This is a genomic window from Bradyrhizobium sp. S3.12.5, from assembly GCF_040548225.1.
GTDB lineage: Bacteria > Pseudomonadota > Alphaproteobacteria > Rhizobiales > Xanthobacteraceae > Bradyrhizobium > Bradyrhizobium cytisi.
This window is the reverse complement of sequence record NZ_JBEPRF010000006.1, coordinates 279105-302633: the sequence shown is the minus strand read 5'-3', so window position 1 is coordinate 302633 and position 23529 is coordinate 279105. Positions and strand designations below refer to the sequence as shown.

Below are 23529 nucleotides of genomic sequence, written 5' to 3'. Positions count from 1 at the left end.
CTCGCAATGACGGCGGAATTACCTTCCCACCACAAACTCCCGCCACCCCTTCGCCCGCAAGCTGCACGCCGGACACTCCCCGCAGCCATACCCCCACTCGTGCTGCGCGCCGCGTTCGCCGAGATAGCAGGTGTGAGACTGTTCCCGGATGAGATCGACGAGTCCCGCGCCGCCGAGGTCATGCGCCAGCTTCCACGTCGCCGCCTTGTCGATCCACATCAGCGGCGTATGAAGCTCGAACTTGCGGGCCATGCCGAGCGAGAGCGCAGCCTGCATCGCGCGAATGGTGTCGTCGCGGCAATCGGGGTAGCCGGAATAGTCGGTCTCGCACATGCCGCCGACGATGTGGACGATGCCGCGCCGGTAGGCCAACGCCGCGGCGAAGGTCAGGAACACGAGATTACGGCCGGGCACGAAGGTGTTGGGCAACCCATCGGCGCCCATCGCGATCGCGACATCGCGCGTCAGCGCGGTCTCGGAGACAGCCGCCAGCGTCGGGATCGACAGCGTATGGCTCTCGCCAAGCTTTGCGGCCCAATCCGCGCGAAGACCCTTGATGCCCTCGAGCAACTGGTCGCGGCAATCGAGCTCGACAGCGTGGCGTTGCCCGTAGGCGAACCCCAGCGTTTCCACGCGCGCAAATCGGCTCAGCGCCCAGGCGAGGCAGGTGGTGGAATCCTGGCCGCCGGAGAACAGCACCAGCGCGGTTTGTGATGAAAATGCGTCACTCATGGCCCGCGCTTTAGCACTGCGGAAGCGGCCCGCCAATCGGTGGAAATCGGCCTGTTCCGCATGCCGGTGCTGGGATCGGCGGCCCGCTTTTGGCATAAGGTTCTGGACCCAGGAGACTGCCCCGCAATGACCCCTTCCCGCGACATTTCCCGCCTGATCGAGATCATGGCCGCGCTGCGCACGCCGGTGACCGGCTGCCCCTGGGACCTCGAGCAGAATTTCGCGACCATCGCGCCCTACACGATCGAGGAAGCGCATGAGGTGGTGGACGCCATCGACCGCGGCGATCTCGACGATCTCAGGGAGGAGCTCGGCGACCTCCTGCTGCAGGTGGTGTTCCACGCCCAGATGGCCTCTGAGCAGAACGCGTTTGCGTTCGGCGATGTCGTCGAAGCCATCACCCGCAAGATGATCCGCCGTCATCCCCACGTCTTTGCCGACAAGGACGGCAATCTCGCCGCCTCCCACGTCAAGGAAGTCTGGGACCGCATCAAGTCCGAAGAAAAGGCCGAGCGCGCCGCGCGCCGGCCGCCGGAGGCGTCGCCGCCACACAACTCGCTGCTGTCGGGCGTCAAGGCCGGCCAGCCCGCGCTGACGCGCGCGATGGAGCTGCAGCGCAAGGCCTCGACCGTCGGCTTCGACTGGAACGATCCGCGCGCAGTGCTGCAAAAAATCCGCGAGGAAGCCGACGAGATCGAGGCGGCGCTGGATCGCAACGACAAGCAGGAGATCGCGGAAGAAACCGGCGACCTGATGTTCGCCCTCGTCAACCTCGCCCGCCATGTCGACGCCGATCCGGAAGCCGCGCTGCGCGCGACCAACGCGAAGTTCGAGCGGCGCTTTGCGTTCATCGAACGGGCGCTGGAGGCGCAGGGCCGGACATTGGAGCAGGCATCGCTGGCGGAGATGGATGCGCTGTGGAACGAGGCGAAGGGTGACGAGCAGAACGCTCCTGCTGCCCAGAGCAGCAATGGAGCGCGCGGCTAATTCCGCTGTTGTCGCGGCGAAGGCCGGGATCCATTACCCCGACCGTACATGTTGAAGCAGGCTGGAGCCACCAGCGTGCCAATTCCAGCCGTCCATGGTCATGGGTCCCGGATCTGCGCTTACGCTTGTCCGGGACGACGTGGGGAGAGATCACGCCACGCGCGGCACGGCGTCGAACCTGTTCACCACGATATCCCGCTTGGTCTCGTCCACCCGCACGGTCATGTCGAAGCGGCCGTCGTGCAGCTCCTTGGCCAGCACCTCGGAATTGCGGTGCAGCCAGGAGATGCCGGCGCCGTCGGCGGCGTCGATGGAGAGGTCGAGCGTGGTGCGCGTGGCCGCCAGCCGTTCCTCGATCGTGGCGAGCAGTGCGTCGATCCCCTCGCCTGATACAGCCGAGACCAGCATGGCCGGATGATCCTCCGGTCGGCGTGCGGCGATGTTGAGCAGCTCTTCGCGTTGCTCGGCATCGTAACGGTCGATCTTGTTCCAGACCTCGATGATGCGACCGGAATCGTCGGGGTTGATACCGAGCTGGCGCAGCACCGCGTCGACGTCGCTCTGCTGCGCTTCGGCATCCTCGTGCGAGATGTCGCGCACATGCAGGATGACGTCGGCCTCCAGCACCTCTTCCAGCGTGGCGCGGAAGGCGGCGACGAGCTGGGTCGGCAAATTGGAGATGAAGCCGACGGTGTCCGACAGCATCGCCTTGCCGCCATGCGGCAGCGTCAGCGCGCGTAAGGTGGGATCGAGGGTTGCAAACAGCATGTCGGCGGCCTGCACGTCGGCACGGGTCAGGCGGTTGAACAGCGTCGACTTGCCGGCATTGGTGTAACCGACCAGCGCGACGACGCGATACGGCACGCGCTGACGGCCGGCGCGATGCAGCCGCCGCGTCGCCTGCACCTTCTTCAGCTCGCCCTCGAGCTTGGAGATGCGCTCCTGGATCAGGCGGCGGTCGGCCTCGATCTGCGTCTCGCCGGGACCGCCCATGAAGCCGAAACCGCCGCGCTGGCGCTCGAGATGGGTCCACGATCGCACCAGGCGCGAGCGCTGGTAATTGAGATGCGCAAGCTCGACCTGGAGCGAGCCCTCCTTGGTCTTGGCGCGGCGGCCGAAGATTTCCAGAATGAGCCCGGTGCGGTCGAGCACCTTGGCGTGCAGCTCCTTCTCGAGATTACGCTGCTGGATCGGCGCCAGCGCGCAATCCATCACCACGAGCTCGGCGTCGAGGCTCTTGGCCAGCGCGGCGATCTCCTCGACCTTGCCCTTGCCGATATAGGTCGCGGGCCGGATCTGGCTGATCGGCGCGATGATGGCGTCGGCAACGACGAGATCAATGGCGCGCGCGAGGCCGGCGGCTTCGTCGAGCCGGGCCTCGGCGTCGCGCTGGATGTGACTCTCCGATTGCGCGTCGGCACCGCCTGCGCGCACTCGCAAATAGGGGCCGATGACAAGCACCCGCCCCGTCTGCTTAGCCCCTGCCGACCGCGGACGGTCGGCATCCCCGTCGAAATTCCGGGGTTCCAATCAGATCACTCTCAAGCCGGCTGATCCTCGCCGCCTTCGAACAGCTGGATCGGAGCGCCCGGCATGATGGTCGAGATCGCATGCTTGTAGACGAGCTGCGAATGACCGTCGCGCCGAAGCAGCAAACAGAAATTGTCGAACCAGGTCACGATGCCCTGGAGCTTCACTCCGTTGACCAGAAAGATCGTCAGTGGCGTTTTGGTTTTGCGAACGTGATTGAGGAAAGTGTCCTGTAGGTTTTGTGCGCGGTCTGCCGCCATTGTTTTTTTCTCGCTTTGAGTTTCTTTTTATTGCGCCGGTCGTGACCCTGTTTTCAAAAAAGAGGCCTTCTTCCGGTTGCCGTCCCTCATGAGATCCCCCTCGGAGGAACGGCACGTCAATTAGAGGACAGGTCGGCTTGTTAGGCAAGCCGCTTGACGCGGCAGGGCCTGCTCGATTGCCCCGAAAAACTACGGAAATCGATGATTTTTCTCGCTTATCCCTGCGGTCTGACCGGGGCGCCGGGGCCTCAGCCGACGCCCAGCGCCTTCAACTTCCGATGCAGCGCCGAACGTTCCATGCCAACAAACTCGGCCGTGCGAGAAATATTTCCTGAAAAACGGCTGATCTGGGCAATCAAATAGTCGCGCTCGAACACTTCGCGAGCCTCGCGCAACGGCAGGCCCATGATGTGCTCGCCATTGTTGCTGGTCGGCATCGCCGGCACCATCGAGCCGACATCCTGCGGCAGCATATCGGCGGTGATAATCACCTCCGGTCCGCCCGCGGCCAGAATCATGACTCTCTCAACGTTGTTGCGGAGCTGGCGCACATTGCCCGGCCAGACATGCGATTGCAGCACCGCCATCGCGTCCTGCCCGATCTGCCGCTTGGGCAGGCCGCTGCCGGCCGAGATCTGCTCCATGAAATAGTCGATCAGCTCCGGAATGTCCTCGCGCCGCTCCGAGAGCGCGGGCACGCGGATCGGCACCACCGAAAGCCGATGATAGAGATCCTCGCGGAAACGGCCGACCGCGATCTCCTCCTCGAGGTTGCGCGCGGTCGAGGAGATGATTCGGACGTCGACCTGAACCTTGCCGGTGCCGCCGACGCGCTGGAACGACTGCTCGACCAGCACGCGCAGGATCTTGTTCTGGGTCTCGCGCGGCATGTCCGCAATCTCGTCGATGAACAGCGTGCCGCCATGGGCTTCCTCGAGTGCACCCGCCTTGCGCGGCTGCTCGCCGTTGGACTGCTCGACGCCGAACAGCTCGTGCTCCATCCGCTCCGGCGTGATCGCGGCGGCATTGATGACGACGAAGGGGCCGTCGGCGCGGCCCGAGGCCGTGTGCAGCGTACGGGCGGCCAATTCCTTGCCCGCGCCGGCGGGGCCGACGATCAGGATACGGCTGTTGGCCTTGGCCGCGCGCTCGATGGTCTGGCGCAGCTGGTTCACGCTCGGGGAACGGCCGACGAGCTGGCTGGCGCTCGGCGCGAGCTGTTTCAGCTCCTTGACCTCGCGCTTGAGCCGCGAGTTTTCCAGCGCGCGGGTGGCGACCAGGATCAGCCGGTCCGCCTTGAACGGCTTCTCGATGAAGTCATAGGCCCCGCGCTTGATCGCGGCGACCGCGGTCTCGATGTTGCCGTGGCCGGAGATCATCACGACAGGCAGATCGGCATTGTCCTTCTTGACCTGCTCGAGCAGCTGCAAGCCGTCGAGCTTGGAGCCCTGCAGCCAGATGTCGAGGAACACCAGATGCGGCCGGCGATTGGCGATTTCGGCCAAGGCCGAGTCGCTGTCGCGTGCGGTTCGGGTGACGAAACCCTCGTCCTCGAGGATGCCCGCAACGAGATCCCGAATATCGGCCTCATCATCGACAATCAGAATTTCACTTGCCATGGGGTCGCGCCTATCTTGTCAGATGCCTGATGAGGCTTCGATTTTCGTTGAATCATTGGTCTTTTCAGCGGGCTCTTTGGTTTCGCCCGCCGGCTCTTTTGTTTCCTGCGCCTGCTCGGCTCCCTCGGCCTTCTTGGCCTCGCCGGAGATCGCAAAGCGCATCCGCATCCAGGCGCCGCGCTGGCCTTCGCGGAAGTCGGAGGCGTCCTTCAGCTCGATGCGGCCGCCATGGTCTTCCAGCACGCGGCCGACGATAGCGAGGCCAAGGCCGGTGCCCTTGGCGCGCGTCGTCACATAGGGCTCGAGCAGCCGCGAACGCGCGACCTTGGGCAGGCCGATGCCGTTGTCGACGACGTCGATCAGCACGTCCTCGTCCTCGCGCGACACCACGACGTCGATACGGCCTTTGCCGAGCTCCTCCGCCGGGACCTGCTCGATCGCCTCGGTGGCGTTCTTGATGATGTTGGTGACCGCCTGCGAGATCAGCCGCCGGTCGAACTGGGCGCGCAGCGGATCGTCCCTGAACTCGGCCTCAATCTCGATCTCGGGATGGGCAACCTTCATCAGGAACACCGCCTGCCGCACGGTGTCGGCGACGTCCTCGCCTTCCATCACGGGCTTCGGCATCCGCGCAAAGCGCGAGAACTCGTCGACCATGCGCCTGATATCGTCGACCTGGCGCACGATGGTGTCGGTGCACTGCTCGAAGATCTGCTTGTCCTTGGCCTCGGTAATGTCCTTGCCAAATTTGCGGCGGATGCGCTCGGCGGAGAGCTGGATCGGCGTCAGCGGGTTCTTGATCTCGTGGGCGATGCGGCGCGCGACATCGCCCCAGGCCGAGGTGCGCTGCGCCGACACCAGCTCGGTGATGTCATCGAGCGTGATGATGTAGCTGTCGTGCGGCTGGTTCTTCTCGGCGCTGACGCGCACTGAAAGATTTCGCTCGGTGCCGTCGCGCGTGATCGTGATCTGGCCCTGCACCAGGCGCTGGGTCCCTTCCCGCGACGTCTTCATCATCTCGTCGAGCTCGGGCAGCACGTCGGAGAGCGGATGGCCGAGCGTCTCGGCCTCGGAATGCCCGATCAGCTTCTCGGCGGAGCGGTTGAGGATGCCGACGCTGCCCGAGGTGTCGACGCCGATAATGCCGGCGCTTGCAGAGGACAGCACGGCCTCGATGAAGCGGCGGCGGCTGTCGATGAGGTCGCTGGCGTTGACGAGCTCGTCGCGCTGGCTGCGCAATTCCTGCGTCATCTTGTTGAAGGTCTCGCCGAGCTGGGCGAGATCGCCTTCCGATTGATGCACGGGCACCTTCACATGGAGGTCGCCGGTCGAGACGGTGTGGGCCGCGTTCATCAGCCGCCGGATCGGCGCCACCAACGAGTTGGCGAAGTTCAGGCCGATCAGCACAGAGGCCATCAGGATGGTCAGCGCGATCACCGCAAACATCAGCGCAAACGCCACCTGAATGCCGAGCCGGCGCGACTCGATCTGGGCGTATTCGGCGACGCTGATCTCGGTCTGCTTGAGCTGACTGACGACCTTCGGATCGAGTGGCCGTGCCACGTACAGGAAGGTGTCGCTGAAGGCGCGCAGGCGGATCACTGCCGCGACGTAGCTCGCATCAGGCAGCACCGCGATCTCGGGCTCGGATTCGTTGACGTTGCTGAGGAAGTCCGGCGCCGGGGGCGAATAGGCCAGTCGCATGCCGGTGTCAGCGGACTCCAGGATATTGGTGTTCTTGTCGATGATCATCGCGCCCGGCAGATTGCGGGAGCCGGCGCTGGCGGTCAGCAGCTCGCGGAACGACCGGCGATCCTGGTCGTAGAGTGGCCTTGCATGGGCGATGTCATTGGCCATGCCAATGATGTCGCCGCGGATCAATTGCGCATGGTCCTGCATGTAGGCCCGTGCGATATCCAGCGAGTTCTGGATGACTTCCTTGGTCGGCCCCGAGAACAGCCGGTCGAGACCGCGTTCGAGCGTGACGTTGGCGACGACGGAAACAAGCACCGCCGGCAGCACCGCGACGATCGAGAACAGGCTGACGATCTGGACATGCAGGCGCGCCGCCGCCCTGCCCCGCCGCCGCGCCAGGATCAGCTGCCAGAGCTCGCGCACGATGATGCCGACCAGCAGCAGGATCGTGCCCGCATTGATCAGGTAGAACGAGCGGACCACCTCCGGCGTCGGATCGATCCTGGTGAGGCCGGTGAGGACCAGGAAGGTCAGGAGGCCCGACAACAGCGCCAGCGCCACCGCAAACGGCACCAGCCAGCGCCGCACCGACCAACGCCGGGGCTCTTCCGCTGGGGCCGTGTCAAAGGATGCGGCCGAGGTGTCTGCGCTGGTCATTCCGGCAATGGGGTGCTGAAAACGGGTCCGCGATGGGCGGGTACTGATGTATTCGTACCACATTGTTGCCGAATTGTGACAATTCCACGGCGTCCGCGCCGCGACGGACGAGCGCATCCACAGGGGTGGCGGCCGGAACAGAATCAGGCCATCCCGGCTTGACCCGGCATGGACAGGATTTTTCTCGTGATCACGGTGACGGCGATGCTGCTGCTGATCGTGGCCACTGACCTCTTGGTCAATGGCCCCAGCAGGCAGGACCAGACGGCGGAGATGCCAATACGCAGCCGGTCGTGGCGCGCCTGGTCAGATCCGGCGGAACATTTCAGCCCGATGATGCGGACAGGCTCAGCTCACCTTTGGCAGGGGGAGCTGAGCCGCCGTTCCGAAATTAGCCCCCGCTCCGATACACCTGGATATCGAGATCCCGGATCTTCTTCCGCAGCGTGTTGCGGTTGAGGCCGAGCAGATCGGCGGCGCGGATCTGGTTGCCGCGGGTGGCGGCCAGCGCGGCAGTGAGCAGCGGCACCTCGATCTCCTTGAGGATGCGGTGATAGAGGCCCGGCGGCGGCACGCCGTTCGGGAAGCCCTGGAAGTGCGACGAGAGATAGGCCTCCACCGCACCGCCAAGATTGTCGACGCCCTGCTGGACCGCAGCACCTGGGCTGACCGAGGGCGGCGCGAGCTCGCCGTCGATGACGGAGGCCGTGATCACGTCCTGCGGATAGAGGGCAGCGAGGCGCCGGGCGAGGTTTTCGAGCTCGCGCACGTTGCCGGGCCAGCGATGCTGCTTCAGCCGCTCCAGCGCCAGCGAATCGAGCTTCTTCGGCGGCAGGCCGTCCTTCTCGGCCAGCGCGAAGAAGTGACGGATCAGATCGGGCAGGTCCTCGATACGTTCGCGCAAGGGCGGCAGCCGCAGCGGCACGACGTTGAGGCGGAAGAAAAGATCCTCGCGGAACAGACCCTGCTGGATCAGGACGCGCAGATCCTTGTTGGAGGCCGCGACGATGCGCACGTCCGTCTTGATCGGCGTACGGCCGCCGACCGTGGTGTATTCGCCCTGCTGCAGCACGCGCAGCAGGCGGGTCTGCGCCTCCATCGGCATGTCGCCGATTTCGTCGAGGAACAGCGTGCCGCCCTCGGCCTGCTCGAAGCGGCCCGACGCTCTGGTGTTGGCGCCGGTGAAGGCGCCGCGCTCATGGCCGAACAATTCGGACTCGATGAGGTCGCGCGGGATAGCCGCCATGTTGACCGCAACGAACGGGCCGTTGCGGCGCTTGCCGTAATCGTGCAGCGCGCGCGCCACCAGCTCCTTGCCGGTGCCGGACTCGCCCGTGATCATCACGGTGAGGTCGGTCTGCATGAGCCGCGCGAGCACGCGGTAGATTTCCTGCATCGCCGGCGAGCGGCCGACCAGCGGGATCGCCTCCATCTCGGCGTCGTCGTCAGGCGTCGCGACCCGCTCCTTCGGCTCGGCTAGTGCACGGCCGACGATGGCGATCAGCTCCTTCAGGTCGAAGGGCTTTGGCAGATATTCATAGGCGCCGCGCTCGGAGGCGCGAATCGCCGTCATGAAGGTGTTTTGCGCGCTCATGACGATGACCGGCAAATTTGGCCGCATCTTCTTGATCCGTGGCAGCAGGTCGAAGGCGTTTTCGTCCGGCATCACCACGTCGGTGATGACGAGATCGCCCTCCCCCTGGCTGACCCAGCGCCACAGCGTCGCGGCATTGCCGGTCAGCCTGACTTCATACCCGGCCCGGGAAAGCGCCTGGTTGAGAACCGTGCGGATGGCGGTGTCGTCATCAGCTACGAGAATGCTACCTGCGGGCATCGTTAATCCTCATTTTGCCCCCTGTGATGCAGACGACGACTTCCCGGCAGAGCCGTCGCGACTGCTGTGATCGGGATGTTTCACCGATGTGGAATACATCGGCATCAGGACGCGAAAGGTGGTCTTGCGCGGCTGAGACTCGCATTCGATGATGCCCCCGTGATCGCCAATGATCTTGGCGACCAGCGCGAGACCGAGGCCAGAGCCGGTCTGCTTGGTGGTCACGAAGGGATCGAACAGATTGGGCAGAAGATCGTCCGGCACGCCTGGTCCATTGTCCCTCACGCAGAATTCAAGCGGCAGGGATACCCGGGATTTTTGACCGGGGACCGACAGGCGCACGCCGGGCCGGAACGCGGTGGTGAGCTGGATCTCGGCGTCGGGGACGTCGATCAGCGCTTCGGCGGCATTTTTCACCAGATTGAGGAACACCTGGATCAGCTGGTCCTGGTTGGCCAGCACCGGCGGTAGCGACGGATCGTAATCCTCGATGAAGCGGATGTTGCGAGCAAAGCCCGACTGCGCCAGCCGCTTCACGTGGTCGAGCACCGAATGGATGTTGACGGGGCCGCGCACCACGGGCCGCTCGTCGCCAAATACCTCCATGCGGTCGACCAGCGTCACGATGCGGTCGGCTTCGTCGCAAATCAGGCGGGTCAGCATGCGGTCTTCGGACGAGGCCTGCTGCTCCAGCAGCTGTGCCGCGCCGCGGATGCCGGAGAGCGGGTTCTTGATCTCGTGTGCCAGCATGGCGGCCAGCGCAATCACCGAACGGGCGGCGCTGCGATGGGTGAGCTGCCGGTCCATCTTGTCGGCGATGGAGCGCTCCTGAAGCATCACCACGATGTGGCCGGGCCGTTCGGTGAGCGGCGCGACATGCAGATCGACCTGGCGGTCGCCGCCCATGCGCGGTGTGCCAAGATCGACCTTGTATTCATTGACCGGCGAGTTCGACGAGCGCACCTGGTCGATCAGCGCCAGCAAGGGACTGCCGAACGGCACCAGCTCTTTCAGCGACTGCCGCTTCAAGAACTGCGTCGAGATATCGAAGAACGCTTCGGTCGCAATATTGGCTGCGACGATCTTGCCGTCCGGTCCGATCATCAGCACGGGATTGGGCAAGGCATCCAGGATCGCGTCGCTCTCGGACAGAAGCGGCCGGCGATGGTCAGCAGCTGAGCTCATGCAGCGGCGCTCCATGCGAAATCGTCGAAGGCATCCTGAAGTGAGCGGTGGACGAGGCCCGGATCCTCAGACGTGAGGATGTTCCGGCGCCAGGCCTTCAGCGTCTCGACCGGCGCGCCGCTCGCACCGGCCGCGACATCAAGCGCCCAGCCGAGATGTTTTCGCGCGTGCTTCAGGCCCACGCGCAGGCCATAGAGCGCGCAGACGCCCTCATAGAGCGTGCGGACATAATGCAGCTGCGTTGCGAGCGACGGCGTCGCTTCCGCCGCCCCGCCGTTCAGGCGCCGGCCGATCTCGCCGGGCAGCCAGGGCTGGCCCTGTGCGCCGCGGCCGATCATCACGGCATCGGCGCCGGAAGCTTCGAGCGCCGCGAGCGCCTTCTCGAACGTGGTGATGTCGCCGTTGACGACGAGCGGAATGGAAATGGCGTCTCGCACCGCGCGGATCGCATCCCAATCGGCCTCGCCCTTGTAGAACTGGCAGCGGGTGCGGCCATGCACGGTGACGAGCTTGATGCCGGCGGCCTCCGCGCGACGCGCGAGCTCCGGCGCGTTGCGGGTGCGGTCGTCCCAGCCGAGCCGCATCTTCAGTGTCACCGGAACCTTCACAGCGGCAATTGTGGCCTCGATCAGGCTGACGGCATGATCGAGGTCGCGCATCAGGGCCGAGCCTGACTGGCCGCCGGTGACGTGGCGGGCGGGACAGCCCATGTTGATGTCGATGATGTCGGCGCCCTCGGCCTCGGCGATCCGGGCGCCTTCCGCCATCCAATGCGCCTCGCAGCCGGCGAGCTGGACCACATGCGGCCCGATCCCGGTCGCTTCGCAGCGCAACCGCGACATGCGGTGACCGTTGGCGAGCTCATCGCTGGCCGTCATTTCGGAGATGACCAGACCCGCCCCAAGCTCGGCGGCCAGCCGGCGGACGGGTGAATCCGTCACTCCCGACATCGGTGCCAGGAAGACCGGGGTAGCGATTTCAATATCGCCTATTTTCAACGGCTTAGAGCCTGATCTTGCCGGGCCGGTCACAGCGGTCTCATTGAGTGGACAGGGGCCTCATCGCGCCTGCCATGGCCTATCTTGCGCACAATTCTTGTGCAGTCAAGCGCCATGCCTACAGTTTAGACAGTTCTGCAAATCTTTCAAGTGCAGTGCAGCAAAATGCTGAATCCCACAATCCGGGGAAACCCTCTTTTTTTGCGGACCTGCCGTGCTAGAGGCATGCCGGCAATCACCCCATGCCGGGCGCCTCTCCTTAAACAGTCGAATATTTGAGTCCTATGGCGAAATCACAGCGCACCGCAGTCGTTCTTGTCGCGGCCGGTCGTGGCCTGCGCGCAGGCGCGGGCGGCCCGAAGCAATATCGTGAGATCGGCGGCGTGCCCGTGATCTACCGCGCCATGGAAGCCTTCAGCACCCACGCCGACGTGTTCGCCGTGCAACCGGTGGTGAACCCCGACGACAGCGCCATGTTCACGGCAACGGTCGCAGGGCTGCAGCACGAGGCGCCGACCAATGGTGGCGCGACGCGTCAGGCCTCGGTGCTCGCCGGTCTCGAAGCGCTCGCCAGGCACAAGCCCGACATCGTCCTGATCCACGACGCCGCGCGTCCCTTCGTCTCGGCGGGCGTTATCTCGCGGGCGATCGAAGCGGCAAGCCGGACGGGCGCGGCGATCCCCGTCGTTCCCGTCACCGACACCATCAAGATCACCAGCGCGGACGGCAATGTCGAGGACACGCCCGATCGGGCAAGTCTACGAATCGCGCAGACGCCGCAATCCTTTCGTTTCGACGTCATCCTCGAGGCGCATCGTCGCGCGGCAAAGGACGGACGAGGCGATTTCACCGATGATGCCGCGATCGCCGAATGGGCGGGATTGACGGTTGCGACCTTTGAAGGCGATGTTGCCAACATGAAGCTCACCACTCCCGAGGATTTCGTGCGCGAGGAAGCGCGCCTGGCCAGCCTGCTCGGCGACATCAGGACCGGCACGGGCTATGACGTGCACGCCTTCGGCGACGGCGACCATCTCATGCTCTGCGGCGTGCGCGTGCCGCACACCAAGGGTTTCCTCGCCCATTCCGACGGCGATGTCGGCCTGCATGCGCTGGTCGATGCGATCCTCGGTGCATTGGCCGACGGCGACATCGGCTCGCACTTCCCGCCGAGCGATGCCAAGTGGAAGGGCGCCTCCTCCGACCGGTTTCTGAAATACGCCATCGAGCGCGTCACGGCGCGCGGCGGCCGCGTCGCCAATCTCGAAGTCACCATGATCTGCGAGCGGCCGAAGATCGGTCCCTTACGCGACACCATGCGCGCGCGCATCGCCGAGATCTCCGGCGTCGACATCTCCCGCGTCGCGGTGAAGGCGACGACCAGCGAGCGGCTCGGCTTCACCGGCCGCGAGGAAGGCATCGCGGCCACCGCGAGCGCCACCATTCGCCTGCCGTTTAACGAGAAGATTTGGAGCGTCTAGGCCATGGGCGGCAGCGACGCACGCGCCCTCTCCCGCTCGCTGCTCGATTTGTGCCGGATGCGCAAGCTGACGATCGCGACCGCCGAGTCCTGCACCGGCGGTCTTGTTGCCGGCGCCCTGACCGACATCCCCGGCTCGTCTGACGTCATCGATCGCGGCTTCGTCACCTATTCCAACGACGCCAAGCGCGCGATGCTCGGGGTCGAGGCCAGCACGCTCACCAATTTCGGTGCCGTCAGCAAGGAGACCGCGACCGCGATGGCGGTCGGCGCGCTGGAGCGTGCTGGCGTCGATCTTGCGGTGGCCATCACCGGCATTGCCGGCCCCGGGGGGGCCACGCCCGGCAAGCCGGTCGGCCTCGTCCATTTTGCCGCTGCTGCGCGCGACGGCCGCATCATCCATCGCGAGCAGCGTTTTGGCGCGATCGGCCGCACCGCAGTCCGCCAGCGCTCCGTGGTCGAGGCGCTACGCATGCTGATGGAACTCGCCCGCGGCCCGCAGGCCGCGGCCAAGCCGCGCCGCACGGCCGCCGCAACGAGACTGCGTCCCCGCGTCACCCGCTCGCCACGCCGGCATGTGGTGAAGCGCCGGCCACCGCGGTCGCCGCGGGGCTGATGCACGCTACGCCGCCGCCAGCAGCGCGCTGGCGTGGTCCAGCACACGCTGCTTGACCGCATCGGTATCCGACGGCTTCACCGTCGCACTCACCGTCAATTCCACGACAGGCGCGGCCGGATCGGCGGCGATCACCTTGGACACGTTGACGGACGGCTCGGTCCGCGCATCAACGCGGGGATCGTCGCGCAACTCCTTCAAGATCTGGTCGGCGAGCGTATTGGCTGAACCTGCCCGGACCGGAAACGTCACCTTGACCTCGCCCGTACCGGGATAGGCGCTGTGATTGATGATCGCCGCGCCCCACACCTGCCCGTTCGGCAACAGAATCTGCGTGTTGTCGGCCGCGACCAGCTCGGTCATGAACAGCGACAGCGATCTCACCTTGCCGGCCTTGCCGCCGACCTCGACGTCATCGCCGATGTGGAAGGGCCGGAATAGCAGCAGCATCACGCCGGCCGCGAGATTGGACAGGGTGCCTTGTAGCGCCAGACCGATTGCGAGGGACGTCGCGCCCAACACCGCAACGAGGCTTGCGGTCTGGATGCCAAACAACTGGAGCACGGCGATGCCGACCACCGCCAGCACGCCGTAGCGCGTAACACTGGACACGAACAGAGTGACGAGCGGATCGACGCGATGGCCGACGGCGAGCATGCGCGTGACGACGCGCTGCATGGCGCCGGACAGGTACCAGCCTATTGCAAGCAGCAGGATCGCGTAGATCGCGTTGAGCCCATACAGGACAAGCGAGGCTTTCAGCGTGTCGAAATTGATGGTCATGATATCTCCAACCGGAACATTCGGTTGAGAACTCGCAGTTGCGTAGAACGATCCCTTTCGAGCCCGACCGACCGTCAGACGCCCGTTGCTGGATCGCATAGGTGAGGTCGACCTGAATTCCCCGGTATCTATCGGCGGGAATTCGACATTCAAGGCAGGTCCGATCCTTGCGAGGTTCGCTCGATCCGATGGATGACGGGAAGGTTTTGCTCGATCGCCTTCGCGAGCACAGTTCCCGTGGTCCGACCGAGCTCCTTCGCGATCATCGTGATTGGCTTGGTCCCTGCAAGTTTCCTGAGCCGATTGAGGTCGTCGTCGCTCCACGATTGCTTCCAGCGCGCCATGTCTCCTGGGTCCCGCTACACAAGCCCTGCGCCCGACTCAGACTGTAATTGTCCTCCTCACGAAAAGCAGCCGGTCCAGATGTGCCGCCCACGGCAAGGGGTGTTCCGTCACTCCCCAGCGTTTTGGCACAAACTGCACTTGTCACCGTCGCTCATCGAGGCGTGAGTGGCCTATTACGCCTCGCAGCCGCCGGATGTGGTGAAGGCGGTGGATTGATCAGGACGACGCCAGCTTCGGCCGGCCGTAGATCGCATCGGCCCGCTTCTCGAACGCGGCCGAGAAGCGCGCAAACGCAGCGTCGAACATCGAGCCCATCAGCATGGCCAGCATGCGGCTCTTGAATTCATAGGCGAGGAAGAAGCCTACATCGCAAACGTCATGGCCCTCCTGCTGGCTTTTGGGCTCGAACGTCCAGCGGTTCTCGAGATTGCTGAACGGACCTTGCAGATATTCGACCAGGATTTTCAGATTGGCGCGATCGAGCGTCACGCGGCTGGTGAAGGATTCCTTGACCAGCTTGAACGACACCGTCATGTCGGCGACGAGCACCTCGGTGCCGTCGGGTTTCGCCATGCGCTGACGGATCTTCAGCGCGCTGCACAACGGCACGAATTCCGGGTAGCGCTCGACGTCGGCGACCAGATCAAACATCTTGGATGCGCTGTGATTGACACGGCGCTTGCTCGAAAATTTGGGCATAGCGGTTCAGCGGGCCGTTGCGGCCCGCGCAGCCTTCAGTCTCGCAAAGTCCTCGCCGGCATGATGCGACGAACGGGTAAGCGGGCTCGCCGACACCATAAGGAAGCCCTTGGTGTAAGCCACCTTTTCGTAAGAATTGAACTCGTCCGGCGGCACGTAGCGCATCACGGCGTGATGCTTGCGCGTCGGCTGGAGGTACTGCCCGATGGTGAGGAAGTCGACGTCGGCGGAGCGCAGGTCGTCCATCACCTGCTGCACCTCGTGGCGCTCCTCGCCGAGGCCCACCATGATGCCGGACTTGGTGAAGATCGCGGGATCGAGCTCCTTGACCCGCTGCAACAACCGGATCGAATGGAAATAGCGCGCACCGGGCCGCACGGTGAGATAGCGCGACGGCACGGTCTCGAGATTGTGGTTGAAGACGTCGGGCTTGGCCGCGACGACGATGTCAAGCGCGCCTTCCTTGCGAAGAAAATCGGGCGTCAGTATCTCGATCGTGGTCGAGGGGCACGCGGCCCGGATCGCACGGATGGTCTGTGCAAAATGCTCGGCACCGCCATCGACGAGATCGTCGCGGTCGACCGAGGTGATGACGACGTGGGCGAGTCCCAGCTTGGCGACGGCCTCGGCGACGTTCTGCGGCTCGGCCGCATCCAGCGCATTTGGCATGCCGGTCTTGACGTTGCAGAAGGCGCAGGCACGGGTGCAGGTGTCACCCATGATCATGAAGGTCGCGTGCTTCTTGTCCCAGCACTCGCCGATATTCGGGCAGCCCGCCTCCTCGCACACCGTGTGCAGGCCATTGGCGCGCACGATGTTGCGCGTGTCGGCATAGCCGCGGGTATTAGGGGCGCGCACGCGGATCCAGTCCGGCTTCGGCGGCGAAGCGGAATCGGGGCGGTTCACCTTTTCGGGGTGGCGCGGGCGCAACGGGTTCGTGATGGTATCGACAATAACGACCATGGGGTGTCCGGTCTGTTCAGGTCCTACCTAGTCGGTCTGGTTGCCTGCTGCAACCCGGCTCGCCCTGCTTCAGGGAACATGGCAGATATGGGCAATATCCTGCTCTGTTCTCTGGCGATTCTCACGTCGAATGGCTCCAACCTCGAAGACTTCCACACCGCGGCTCGGCAAAGCCCTGAAGCGCGGCTTTTTCGACCGCAATGTCCGCGAGGTCGCGCCCGATTTGATCGGTGCGACCATGCTGGTCGATGGCGTCGGCGGGATCATCGTCGAGGTCGAGGCCTATCATCATACCGAGCCGGCGGCGCACTCCTACAACGGCCCGACGCCGCGGAACCGGATCATGTTCGGCCCGCCCGGCTTTGCCTATATCTACCGTTCCTACGGCATCCACTGGTGCGTCAACTTCGTCTGCGAGGCGGAAGGCTCGGCCGCCGCCGTGCTGATCCGCGCGCTGGAGCCGACGCATGGCCTCGCCGCGATGCGCCGCCGCCGCCACCTCCAGGATCTGCACGCGCTGTGCTCGGGCCCGGGCAAGCTCACCGAAGCGCTTGGGATCACCATCGCGCACAACACACTGCCGCTGGACCGGCCGCCGATCGCGCTGCATGCGCGGACAGAGGACGTCGAGGTCGCGACCGGCATCCGCATCGGCATCACCAAGGCCGTCGAGCTGCCCTGGCGCTATGGCGTCAGGGGCTCGAAATTCCTCAGCAAGCCGTTTCCGAAATAAGCTTACGACGCCTGCTTCAGCCGCTCGAGCGCTTCGAGCAGCTTGGCCTTGCGGGCCAGCGCCGCCTCGCGCTTTTCGCGCTCCTCCTCGACGACCTCTTCGGCCGCGTTGGCGACGAATTTCTCGTTCGCGAGCTTCGACTCGGCGCGCTTGATGTCGGCGTCGGCCTTGCCGATCTCCTTGTCGAGACGCGTGCTCTCGGCGGCGACGTCGATCACGCCCTTCAGCGGCAACGCGGCCACCTCGCCCCGGACGAGGAGCTGAACTGCACCATCGGGCGCGCGGTCGGCAAAGGAGATGTCGGAGAGCCGCGCCATGCGCTTGATGACGTCGATCCAGCGCGGTGCACGTTCCCTGGTCTCGGTTGAGGCACCCACGAGCACGAGCGCCGTCAGCGTCGCCGGCGGGATGTTCATCTCGGCGCGCACCGAGCGGATCTGCGTGACGAGGTCGATCACCCAACCGATTTCGGCTTCAGCCTTCGGATCGGCGAAGTCGGCATGGTCGAAGATCGGCATCACCAATGCCGGCGAGATCAGCGGATCGGTCGGACCGGCCGCAGCCGCAAGCATCGCAAGCTGCTCCGGCGTCGGACCGGACGGCTTCAGCGGCCATGGCGCCAGCGCGAGCAGGCCGTCGCGCTTGGCCGTCACCTCCCAAAGCTCTTCGGTGATGAAGGGCATGAAGGGATGCAGCAGCTTCAAGATCTCGTCGCGCGCCCAGGCAACCATGGCGCGGGTCTCGACCCTCAGCGGGCCGTCGGCGCCGAGCAGCGCAGGCTTTGCGAGCTCGACATACCAGTCGCAATAGACATTCAAGACGAACCGGTACATTGCACTCGCAGCTTCGTTGAAGCTATGAGCTTCAAGCGCCTCTGTAACCTCGCGAGTGGCCTGTGCAGTCTCGTGTGCGATCCAGCGATTCAGCGGTTCATTCGCCTTCGCCGGCTCAAAGCCTTCCGGCAAGACGCAATCGTTCATCTCCGCGAAGCGACATGCGTTCCAGAGCTTGGTCGCAAAATTGCGATTGATTTCGACAAGCTGCGACGAAAGCTTGATGTCATGCGTGTGGGCCGCCTCTCGCGCCAACGCAAAGCGGAGAGCATCGGCGCCGTACTCGTCGATGAGGTTGAGCGGGTCGATGACGTTGCCTTTCGACTTCGACATCTTCGCGCCCTTCTCGTCGCGAACGAGGCGATGAATATAGACGGTCGAGAACGGCGCCTCCTTCATAAAGTGAAGGCCCATCATCATCATGCGCGCGACCCAGAAGAAGATGATGTCCCAGCCCGTGACCAGCACGTTGGTCGGGTAGTAGCGCTTCACCTCGGGCGCGTCTTCGGGCCAGCCGAGCGTCGAGAACGGCCACAGCGCCGAGGAGAACCAGGTGTCGAGCACGTCCTCGTCGCGGGTGATGAAGCCTTCGCGCTTGTTGCGGTCGAGCGCCATCTCGCGGCCCTGCTCGGCCGTGATGACTTCCTGCTCGACGTAATAGCCGAGCGCGTGGCTGACGGCCTCCTCCTCGGTCTGGGCGACGAAGACCCTGCCGTCCGGCCCGTACCAGGCCGGGATCTGATGGCCCCACCAAAGCTGGCGCGAGATGCACCAGGGCTGGATGTTCTCCATCCACTCGAAATAGGTCTTTTCCCAGTTCTTCGGCACGAACGACGTCTCGCCCGAACGCACCGCCGCGATCGCGGGTTTTGCGAGTGTCTTGGCGTCGACATACCACTGATCGGTGAGATACGGCTCGATCACGCTGTTAGAGCGGTCGCCATGCGGCACCATGTGGGTGTGCGGCTCGATCCGTTCGACGAAGCCGAACGATTCCAGCCGCTCGACGATGCGCCTGCGCGCAGCGAAGCGGTCGACCTTGTTGAACTCCTCGGCGAATTGCGAGGCGCCTTCAGGCAGGCCCTTCAGATAATCCTCGTTGTCGAGGAGATCGAGGCAGCCTTCCTTGTCGAGCACGCTGATGCGGCGCAGGCCGTGGCGATTGCCGACCTCGAAATCGTTGAAGTCGTGCGCCGGCGTCACCTTGACCGCGCCCGAGCCCTTTTCCGGATCGGAATATTCGTCGGCGACGATCTTAATCTTGCGGCCGACCAGCGGCAGGATGACGTTCTTGCCAACCAGCTTCTGGTAGCGCTCATCCTCCGGATGCACAGCCACGCCGGTATCGCCGAGCATGGTCTCCGGGCGCGTCGTGGCGACCACGATAAAGGTCGTGGGATCCTCGGGATTGAAGGTTTTGCCTTCGATCGGATAGCGCAGATACCAGAGGTTGCCCCTGACCTCGGTCTGTTGCACTTCGAGGTCGGAGATCGCGGTCAAGAGCTTGGTGTCCCAGTTCACCAGCCGCTTGTCCTTGTAGATCAGGCCGTCGCGGTGCAGTTCGACGAACACCTTGACGACCGCCTTCGACAGGCCCTCGTCCATGGTGAAGCGCTCGCGCGACCAGTCGCAGGAGGCGCCGAGGCGCTTGAGCTGGTTGATGATGGTGTCGCCGCTCTCGGCTTTCCATTGCCAGACCCGCTCCAGAAACTTCTCGCGGCCCATCTCGCGACGGCCGGGCTGCTGGCGCTCCATCAGCTGGCGCTCCACCACCATCTGGGTGGCGATACCGGCATGGTCGGTACCGGGCTGCCACAGCACGTCGCGGCCCCGCATCCGCTCGAACCGGCACAGGATATCCTGCAGCGTGTTGTTGAGGGCGTGGCCCATGTGCAGCGAGCCCGTCACGTTCGGCGGCGGGATCACGATGGTAAAGGGCACGGCGTCGCGGCGGTCGGGGCGACCGGCCTTGAAGGCAAGGCTGTCCTCCCACACGACGGACATGCGGGCTTCAATATCGGCGGGTTGGTAGTTTTTCTCGATCATGGGGCGCTAGAAAGCCGCGCGCGGGGTTCAAGTCAACGGAAAGCTCAGCGGCAAAAGGGCTTTCCGGCCCGACCGGCAGGTCGATTATGACACAGGAGCAGGGTTTTATCGGGGTCGAGCGGCCTACTTCAGCGGCCGCCGCGAGAGACCCGCTCGATTTCGGCCTTCACGATGCGTTCGACGAGGCCCGGCAGATTGTCGTCGAGCCAGGATTTCAGCATCGGACGCAGCATCTCCTTGACCAGATCCTCCAGCGTCCGCGCATTGCTGCTGAGCACCGTGTGGGCCAGGGAATTGAAGGCGGATTCGACCGCCGAGACGGTCGACTGGGCCAGGATCGGCTGCTGCGGCGGCAGTGGCGGCGCATCGAAGTCGACCGATGCATAGGATGGCGGCGGCGATGTCGGACGGGGCGGCGGCGCTTCGGCGAATTCGAGATCGTCGCGCGGCTCGACCCTGTGGAAGCTCGGCGGCGGTGGCGCGGGCGTCGGCTCCGGGTCCATCGCCATCTCGTCGGTCAGCTCGAGCACGTCGGGTTCGGGCTCAGGCTCGGGTTCGGGGACCCGCACTTCTGGCGCAGGCGTAGCTTCGTCGAGGCCCGCCAGCAGCGCGTCGATGTCGTCCTGGTTGTTGGGGCCGACATCCGCTGCTGGCGCAGGGGGCGGCGCCGGCGCGGGCTTCGCGGCCGGCGGTGGCGCGGGCTTTTCAGCGGCAGGTTTTGCAGGCGCGACCTTGGATGGTGGAATGTCGGCCATCGCCTGGGGCTTTGGTGCGGGCGTGGCGGGTGCCGGCGCGGGCTTTGCAGCCTCTGCGGGCGGCGGCTTGGCCTCATCATCGGCAATGATGCGCCGGATCGAGGCCAGAATCTCCTCCATGGAGGGTTCTGTGACCTTTGCAGGCTGCGTCATCTCCGACTCCACATCATCAACGCCCTCGCATGCGTTGTTTTACACCAAGCACGACAGGATTGGCCGGTTCCGGATGTGCGCCCCGACATTTTCGTCGCGACAGCCAGACTTGTCCCCAGATCACGGCTCAACGTGAGGCGGCGCGCCCCAGCCCCGTCACTCAAGCATTACGCATGCAACATTGGATGCGGGGCGAATCGACCCGCAGCTTCTTGGCAAGGCTATGTCAGGGATTTTGGTGATTGCAAGCAAAGCACCGGTCGGCCATGGCAGTTTGCGAGGCCGACCGGAGGACTACGGGTCTTAGCGTCCGTCGGGCGTACGCACGCCGACCCAGCTATCGCGGACCTGCTGGTAGTGCACGCTCGGATCGTAGACCGTGGTGTTGAGTCCGAGCACCTGCGGTGCAAGGCGGCCAACCGCGTTGAGCACCGAATAGGACGCCACCACGCGGTCATGCTGGGCCGTGACGAGTGCAACGCGTGCGTTCACCAGGGCCTGCTGTGCATTGAGCACGTCGAGCGTGGTGCGCTGGCCGGCCTTGGCCTCTTCGCGGACGCCGTTCAGCGCGATCTCGGAAGCCGTGACCTGCGCCTGCGCGGACTGCACTTGCGCCTTGCCGGCTTCCAACTGGCCCCAGGCCTGCACGACGTTCGCGCGGGTCTGGTCGCGGGTGGTTTCAAGATTCAGGCGCTGCTGCGCCAAGTTCTCTTTCGATTGGCGGATCAGCGCATATTCAGCGCCGCCTTGAAAGATCGGCACCGAAGCAGTCGCGATGGCGGACGCGGTATTCGTTCGGAAAACCTGGAGGGTCTGCTGGTAGGCCGTACTCACGCCAGCTTGAACCGTGACCGTCGGCAGCAGTGCGCCTTCGTTGATCTTAACCTGAAGATAGTTGACGTCGATGCCGTACATCGACGCCGTGACGTTGGGATTCTCCACCAGGCTGAGACTGACCGCAGAGGCGATCGTCCCGGGCAGGAAGCGATCGACCGGCGAGCCGGGGGCAAGGTTGGTCGGCTCGTTTCCGATGATCCGGCGGAAAGTCGCGCGCGTCGTCGTGAGATTCGATTCGGCGGTCAGCGCTTGAGTCTTGCCGGCAGCCAGCTGCGCTTCGGATTGCGCCACGTCTGTGCGCGTGACCTCGCCGACGTTGAAGCGATCTCGCGTTTGCTTGAGCGTCTGCTCGAGCACGCGCACGTTGCTGCGCTGAACTTCGAGAGTTGCCGCGTCACGCAGGTAGTCCATGTAGCTCGTGGCAGCCTGCAGCAGGACCGTCTGCTCGAGCACACGCAACGCCTCGCGGGACCCCGAGACCTGGCTCTCCGCCGCGCGCGTCCTGTTGGCAGTCTGATTGCCGTTGTAGAGCGTCTGATTAACGGTCAGGCTCGCACTGTTGGACTGGAGGACGCCATTGAATGTCGCTCCCTTCTGCGCTTGCTGGGTATCCTGATATTGATACCCGGTGCCGAGGGTCACATTGACCTTGGGGCGATAGCCCGACAAGGCCTGCGGCACACCTTCGTCGGTCGAGCGCACCTGAGCGCGCTGTGCGTTGAGCTGCGGATTGTTCTGATAGGCGCGCACCAGCGCGGCCTCGATCGTATCCGCCAATGCAGGCGTCGGCCCGGCGAGCGCCGTCAGGAGGACCGAAACCGCTGCTCCGGTGAAGAACTTCACCCCATGCATCCTTGAAAATCCGTTCATTCTCACGTCAGGCTCGTGCCCGCGAGCCTGGTTACCGTATCCAAGTGGAGTCGTTGCCCCGGTGCAACATAGGACGCGACTGAGCGCAACGGAACTACCTCCGGGTAGTTCTCGGTGGAAACTCTTCACGTGCAGCATCCCGGCCACACTTCTGATTCAGAACGGGATTTTAACGGGGTTTCGGCCGTCAGAAGACGAAGGCGGCGGCCCGTTCCAGCCCCGGAAGCACCGGGGCGGCGGCGTCGAACAGCGACCGATGGCCGAATTCGCCGTGGGTACGGGTCACGATCATGGCCCGTGATGGCCGGGATTCGGCCGAGACCCCCACCAGGCGTCCCCCTTCCCTGAGCTGGCCGAACAGCCCGTCCGGCGTCACTTCGGTCGCGCCGTTGAGGATGATCACGTCATAGGGCGCGGCAGCCGGATCGCCCTCGGCACAGGCGGCGACCTTGGAGGTCACGTTGGTGAGCCCGAGCCCGGCGAAGGCGTCCTTGGCTTTCGCAGCCAGAGCCGAATCGCTCTCCGTTGCCGTGACCTGGCGCGCAAGCTTGGCGGCCAGCGCGGCGAGGTAGCCGGTGGCGCAGCCGACGACCAGCACGTTGTCGCTTTCGCCGATCTCGGCGGCCTGGAGCAGCTTGCCGATCAGCTGCGGCTTGATCAGGAAGCGCTTGGCGCCGCCCTCGCTCACATCGAGATCGAGGTCGAGATAGGCCAGCGCCTGCCGGTTCGCCGGCACAAAGGCCTCGCGGGGAACCGTGAGCATGGCATCGAGAATGCCGCGATCGGTGACGTCATTGGTGCGCACCTGGCCATCGACCATTTTTAGGCGCGCGGTCGAGAAACCGGACATTTGCGGACCCTGCAAGGCGGACAATAGCCGCGGACGAAACTTGGCGGCATATTTGGAGCAGGCTCCGCG

General features: G+C 64.7%; 20 protein-coding genes. 4 read left to right on the top strand and 16 right to left on the bottom strand.

Going from position 1 to position 23529, the window contains the following annotated elements; all coding sequences use genetic code 11:
• Positions 1-18: 18 nt before the first annotated feature.
• Entirely contained in the window at positions 19-732 is a 714-nt protein-coding gene (queC, locus tag ABIC09_RS11170) for a 7-cyano-7-deazaguanine synthase QueC (protein WP_354109275.1), read from the bottom strand.
• 126 nt (positions 733-858) lie between these two features.
• Between queC and mazG the strand changes: the two genes are divergently transcribed.
• On the top strand, positions 859-1719 hold the full coding sequence (gene mazG / locus ABIC09_RS11165; RefSeq protein WP_354109274.1) for a nucleoside triphosphate pyrophosphohydrolase: 861 nt from the start codon (positions 859-861) through the stop codon (positions 1717-1719).
• Positions 1720-1869: 150 nt separating this feature from the next.
• Here mazG and hflX read toward each other — a convergent pair whose 3' ends face one another.
• The 7 genes from hflX to dusB all read right to left on the bottom strand — a co-directional run bounded on the left by hflX (position 1870) and on the right by dusB (position 11497).
• Positions 1870-3249 carry a GTPase HflX gene (gene hflX / locus ABIC09_RS11160; protein ID WP_187434958.1) on the bottom strand — a complete coding sequence of 460 codons (1380 nt, stop codon included), beginning with the start codon at positions 3247-3249 and terminating at the stop codon, positions 1870-1872.
• Positions 3250-3260: 11 nt separating this feature from the next.
• Positions 3261-3509, bottom strand: a complete 249-nt coding sequence (hfq, locus tag ABIC09_RS11155) for an RNA chaperone Hfq (RefSeq protein WP_007591126.1) — start codon at positions 3507-3509, stop codon at positions 3261-3263.
• Positions 3510-3757: 248 nt separating this feature from the next.
• Positions 3758-5128: a nitrogen assimilation response regulator NtrX gene (gene ntrX / locus ABIC09_RS11150; protein WP_148752256.1), complete on the bottom strand. Its 1371-nt coding sequence runs from the start codon at positions 5126-5128 to the stop codon at positions 3758-3760.
• An 18-nt stretch (positions 5129-5146) separates the two neighbouring features.
• On the bottom strand, positions 5147-7480 hold the full coding sequence (locus tag ABIC09_RS11145) for a sensor histidine kinase NtrY-like (RefSeq protein WP_354036821.1): 2334 nt from the start codon (positions 7478-7480) through the stop codon (positions 5147-5149).
• A gap of 391 nt (positions 7481-7871) precedes the next feature.
• Entirely contained in the window at positions 7872-9314 is a 1443-nt protein-coding gene (ntrC, locus tag ABIC09_RS11140) for a nitrogen regulation protein NR(I) (protein ID WP_148752259.1), read from the bottom strand.
• Positions 9315-9323: 9 nt separating this feature from the next.
• Complete coding sequence (locus ABIC09_RS11135; protein ID WP_148752261.1) at positions 9324-10499, bottom strand: two-component system sensor histidine kinase NtrB; 1176 nt, start codon at positions 10497-10499, stop codon at positions 9324-9326.
• A complete protein-coding gene (dusB, locus tag ABIC09_RS11130) occupies positions 10496-11497 on the bottom strand; it encodes a tRNA dihydrouridine synthase DusB (RefSeq protein ID WP_354109273.1) in 1002 nt (333 codons plus the stop codon). Before dusB ends, ABIC09_RS11135 begins: the two co-directional genes overlap by 4 nt.
• 284 nt (positions 11498-11781) lie before the next feature.
• On the opposite strand from dusB, the gene ABIC09_RS11125 reads away from it, so the two are divergent.
• Together ABIC09_RS11125 and ABIC09_RS11120 are read left to right on the top strand one after the other, a co-directional pair.
• A complete protein-coding gene (locus tag ABIC09_RS11125; RefSeq protein ID WP_148752265.1) occupies positions 11782-12978 on the top strand; it encodes a bifunctional 2-C-methyl-D-erythritol 4-phosphate cytidylyltransferase/2-C-methyl-D-erythritol 2,4-cyclodiphosphate synthase in 1197 nt (398 codons plus the stop codon).
• Between the two features lie 3 nt (positions 12979-12981).
• The gene (locus ABIC09_RS11120) at positions 12982-13593 is read left to right on the top strand and encodes a CinA family protein (RefSeq protein WP_354109272.1); all 612 of its coding nucleotides are present in this window, start codon (positions 12982-12984) and stop codon (positions 13591-13593) included.
• 6 nt (positions 13594-13599) lie between these two features.
• Here the strand turns inward: ABIC09_RS11120 and ABIC09_RS11115 are convergent, their stop codons facing one another.
• From ABIC09_RS11115 to lipA, 4 genes are all read right to left on the bottom strand, one after another.
• The gene (locus ABIC09_RS11115) at positions 13600-14376 is read right to left on the bottom strand and encodes a mechanosensitive ion channel family protein (RefSeq protein ID WP_354109271.1); all 777 of its coding nucleotides are present in this window, start codon (positions 14374-14376) and stop codon (positions 13600-13602) included.
• Positions 14377-14525: 149 nt separating this feature from the next.
• On the bottom strand, positions 14526-14720 hold the full coding sequence (locus ABIC09_RS11110; protein ID WP_148752270.1) for a hypothetical protein: 195 nt from the start codon (positions 14718-14720) through the stop codon (positions 14526-14528).
• Positions 14721-14937: 217 nt separating this feature from the next.
• Positions 14938-15420: a type II toxin-antitoxin system RatA family toxin gene (locus ABIC09_RS11105; protein ID WP_148752272.1), complete on the bottom strand. Its 483-nt coding sequence runs from the start codon at positions 15418-15420 to the stop codon at positions 14938-14940.
• 6 nt (positions 15421-15426) lie between these two features.
• Positions 15427-16383: a lipoyl synthase gene (lipA, locus tag ABIC09_RS11100; protein ID WP_354109270.1), complete on the bottom strand. Its 957-nt coding sequence runs from the start codon at positions 16381-16383 to the stop codon at positions 15427-15429.
• 130 nt (positions 16384-16513) lie between these two features.
• Between lipA and ABIC09_RS11095 the strand changes: the two genes are divergently transcribed.
• A complete protein-coding gene (locus ABIC09_RS11095; protein WP_148752276.1) occupies positions 16514-17116 on the top strand; it encodes a DNA-3-methyladenine glycosylase in 603 nt (200 codons plus the stop codon).
• A 2-nt stretch (positions 17117-17118) separates the two neighbouring features.
• Here ABIC09_RS11095 and ABIC09_RS11090 read toward each other — a convergent pair whose 3' ends face one another.
• From ABIC09_RS11090 to ABIC09_RS11075, 4 genes are all read right to left on the bottom strand, one after another.
• Positions 17119-19995: a valine--tRNA ligase gene (locus tag ABIC09_RS11090; RefSeq protein ID WP_354109269.1), complete on the bottom strand. Its 2877-nt coding sequence runs from the start codon at positions 19993-19995 to the stop codon at positions 17119-17121.
• Positions 19996-20123: 128 nt separating this feature from the next.
• Positions 20124-20903: a PopZ family protein gene (locus ABIC09_RS11085; protein WP_187434960.1), complete on the bottom strand. Its 780-nt coding sequence runs from the start codon at positions 20901-20903 to the stop codon at positions 20124-20126.
• A gap of 303 nt (positions 20904-21206) precedes the next feature.
• Positions 21207-22592 (bottom strand): TolC family outer membrane protein, encoded by a 1386-nt coding sequence (locus tag ABIC09_RS11080; protein WP_148752347.1) that lies wholly within the window; start codon positions 22590-22592, stop codon positions 21207-21209.
• Positions 22593-22797: 205 nt separating this feature from the next.
• Positions 22798-23460, bottom strand: a complete 663-nt coding sequence (locus ABIC09_RS11075; protein ID WP_148752281.1) for a protein-L-isoaspartate O-methyltransferase family protein — start codon at positions 23458-23460, stop codon at positions 22798-22800.
• Between the last annotated feature and the right edge of the window lie 69 nt (positions 23461-23529).

Coding starts and splice junctions, on each gene's coding strand:
- ABIC09_RS11145 (WP_354036821.1), bottom strand. CDS start 7,480: ATGACCAGCGCAGACACCTCGGCCGCATCCTTTGACACGGCCCCAGCG.
- ABIC09_RS11095 (WP_148752276.1), top strand. CDS start 16,514: ATGGCTCCAACCTCGAAGACTTCCACACCGCGGCTCGGCAAAGCCCTG.
- ABIC09_RS11120 (WP_354109272.1), top strand. CDS start 12,982: ATGGGCGGCAGCGACGCACGCGCCCTCTCCCGCTCGCTGCTCGATTTG.
- hfq (WP_007591126.1), bottom strand. CDS start 3,509: ATGGCGGCAGACCGCGCACAAAACCTACAGGACACTTTCCTCAATCAC.
- ABIC09_RS11105 (WP_148752272.1), bottom strand. CDS start 15,420: ATGCCCAAATTTTCGAGCAAGCGCCGTGTCAATCACAGCGCATCCAAG.
- ABIC09_RS11075 (WP_148752281.1), bottom strand. CDS start 23,460: ATGTCCGGTTTCTCGACCGCGCGCCTAAAAATGGTCGATGGCCAGGTG.
- ABIC09_RS11115 (WP_354109271.1), bottom strand. CDS start 14,376: ATGACCATCAATTTCGACACGCTGAAAGCCTCGCTTGTCCTGTATGGG.
- ABIC09_RS11135 (WP_148752261.1), bottom strand. CDS start 10,499: ATGAGCTCAGCTGCTGACCATCGCCGGCCGCTTCTGTCCGAGAGCGAC.
- ABIC09_RS11080 (WP_148752347.1), bottom strand. CDS start 22,592: ATGCATGGGGTGAAGTTCTTCACCGGAGCAGCGGTTTCGGTCCTCCTG.
- lipA (WP_354109270.1), bottom strand. CDS start 16,383: ATGGTCGTTATTGTCGATACCATCACGAACCCGTTGCGCCCGCGCCAC.
- ntrC (WP_148752259.1), bottom strand. CDS start 9,314: ATGCCCGCAGGTAGCATTCTCGTAGCTGATGACGACACCGCCATCCGC.
- ABIC09_RS11110 (WP_148752270.1), bottom strand. CDS start 14,720: ATGGCGCGCTGGAAGCAATCGTGGAGCGACGACGACCTCAATCGGCTC.
- ABIC09_RS11085 (WP_187434960.1), bottom strand. CDS start 20,903: ATGACGCAGCCTGCAAAGGTCACAGAACCCTCCATGGAGGAGATTCTG.
- ABIC09_RS11125 (WP_148752265.1), top strand. CDS start 11,782: ATGGCGAAATCACAGCGCACCGCAGTCGTTCTTGTCGCGGCCGGTCGT.
- ABIC09_RS11090 (WP_354109269.1), bottom strand. CDS start 19,995: ATGATCGAGAAAAACTACCAACCCGCCGATATTGAAGCCCGCATGTCC.
- mazG (WP_354109274.1), top strand. CDS start 859: ATGACCCCTTCCCGCGACATTTCCCGCCTGATCGAGATCATGGCCGCG.
- queC (WP_354109275.1), bottom strand. CDS start 732: ATGAGTGACGCATTTTCATCACAAACCGCGCTGGTGCTGTTCTCCGGC.
- ntrX (WP_148752256.1), bottom strand. CDS start 5,128: ATGGCAAGTGAAATTCTGATTGTCGATGATGAGGCCGATATTCGGGAT.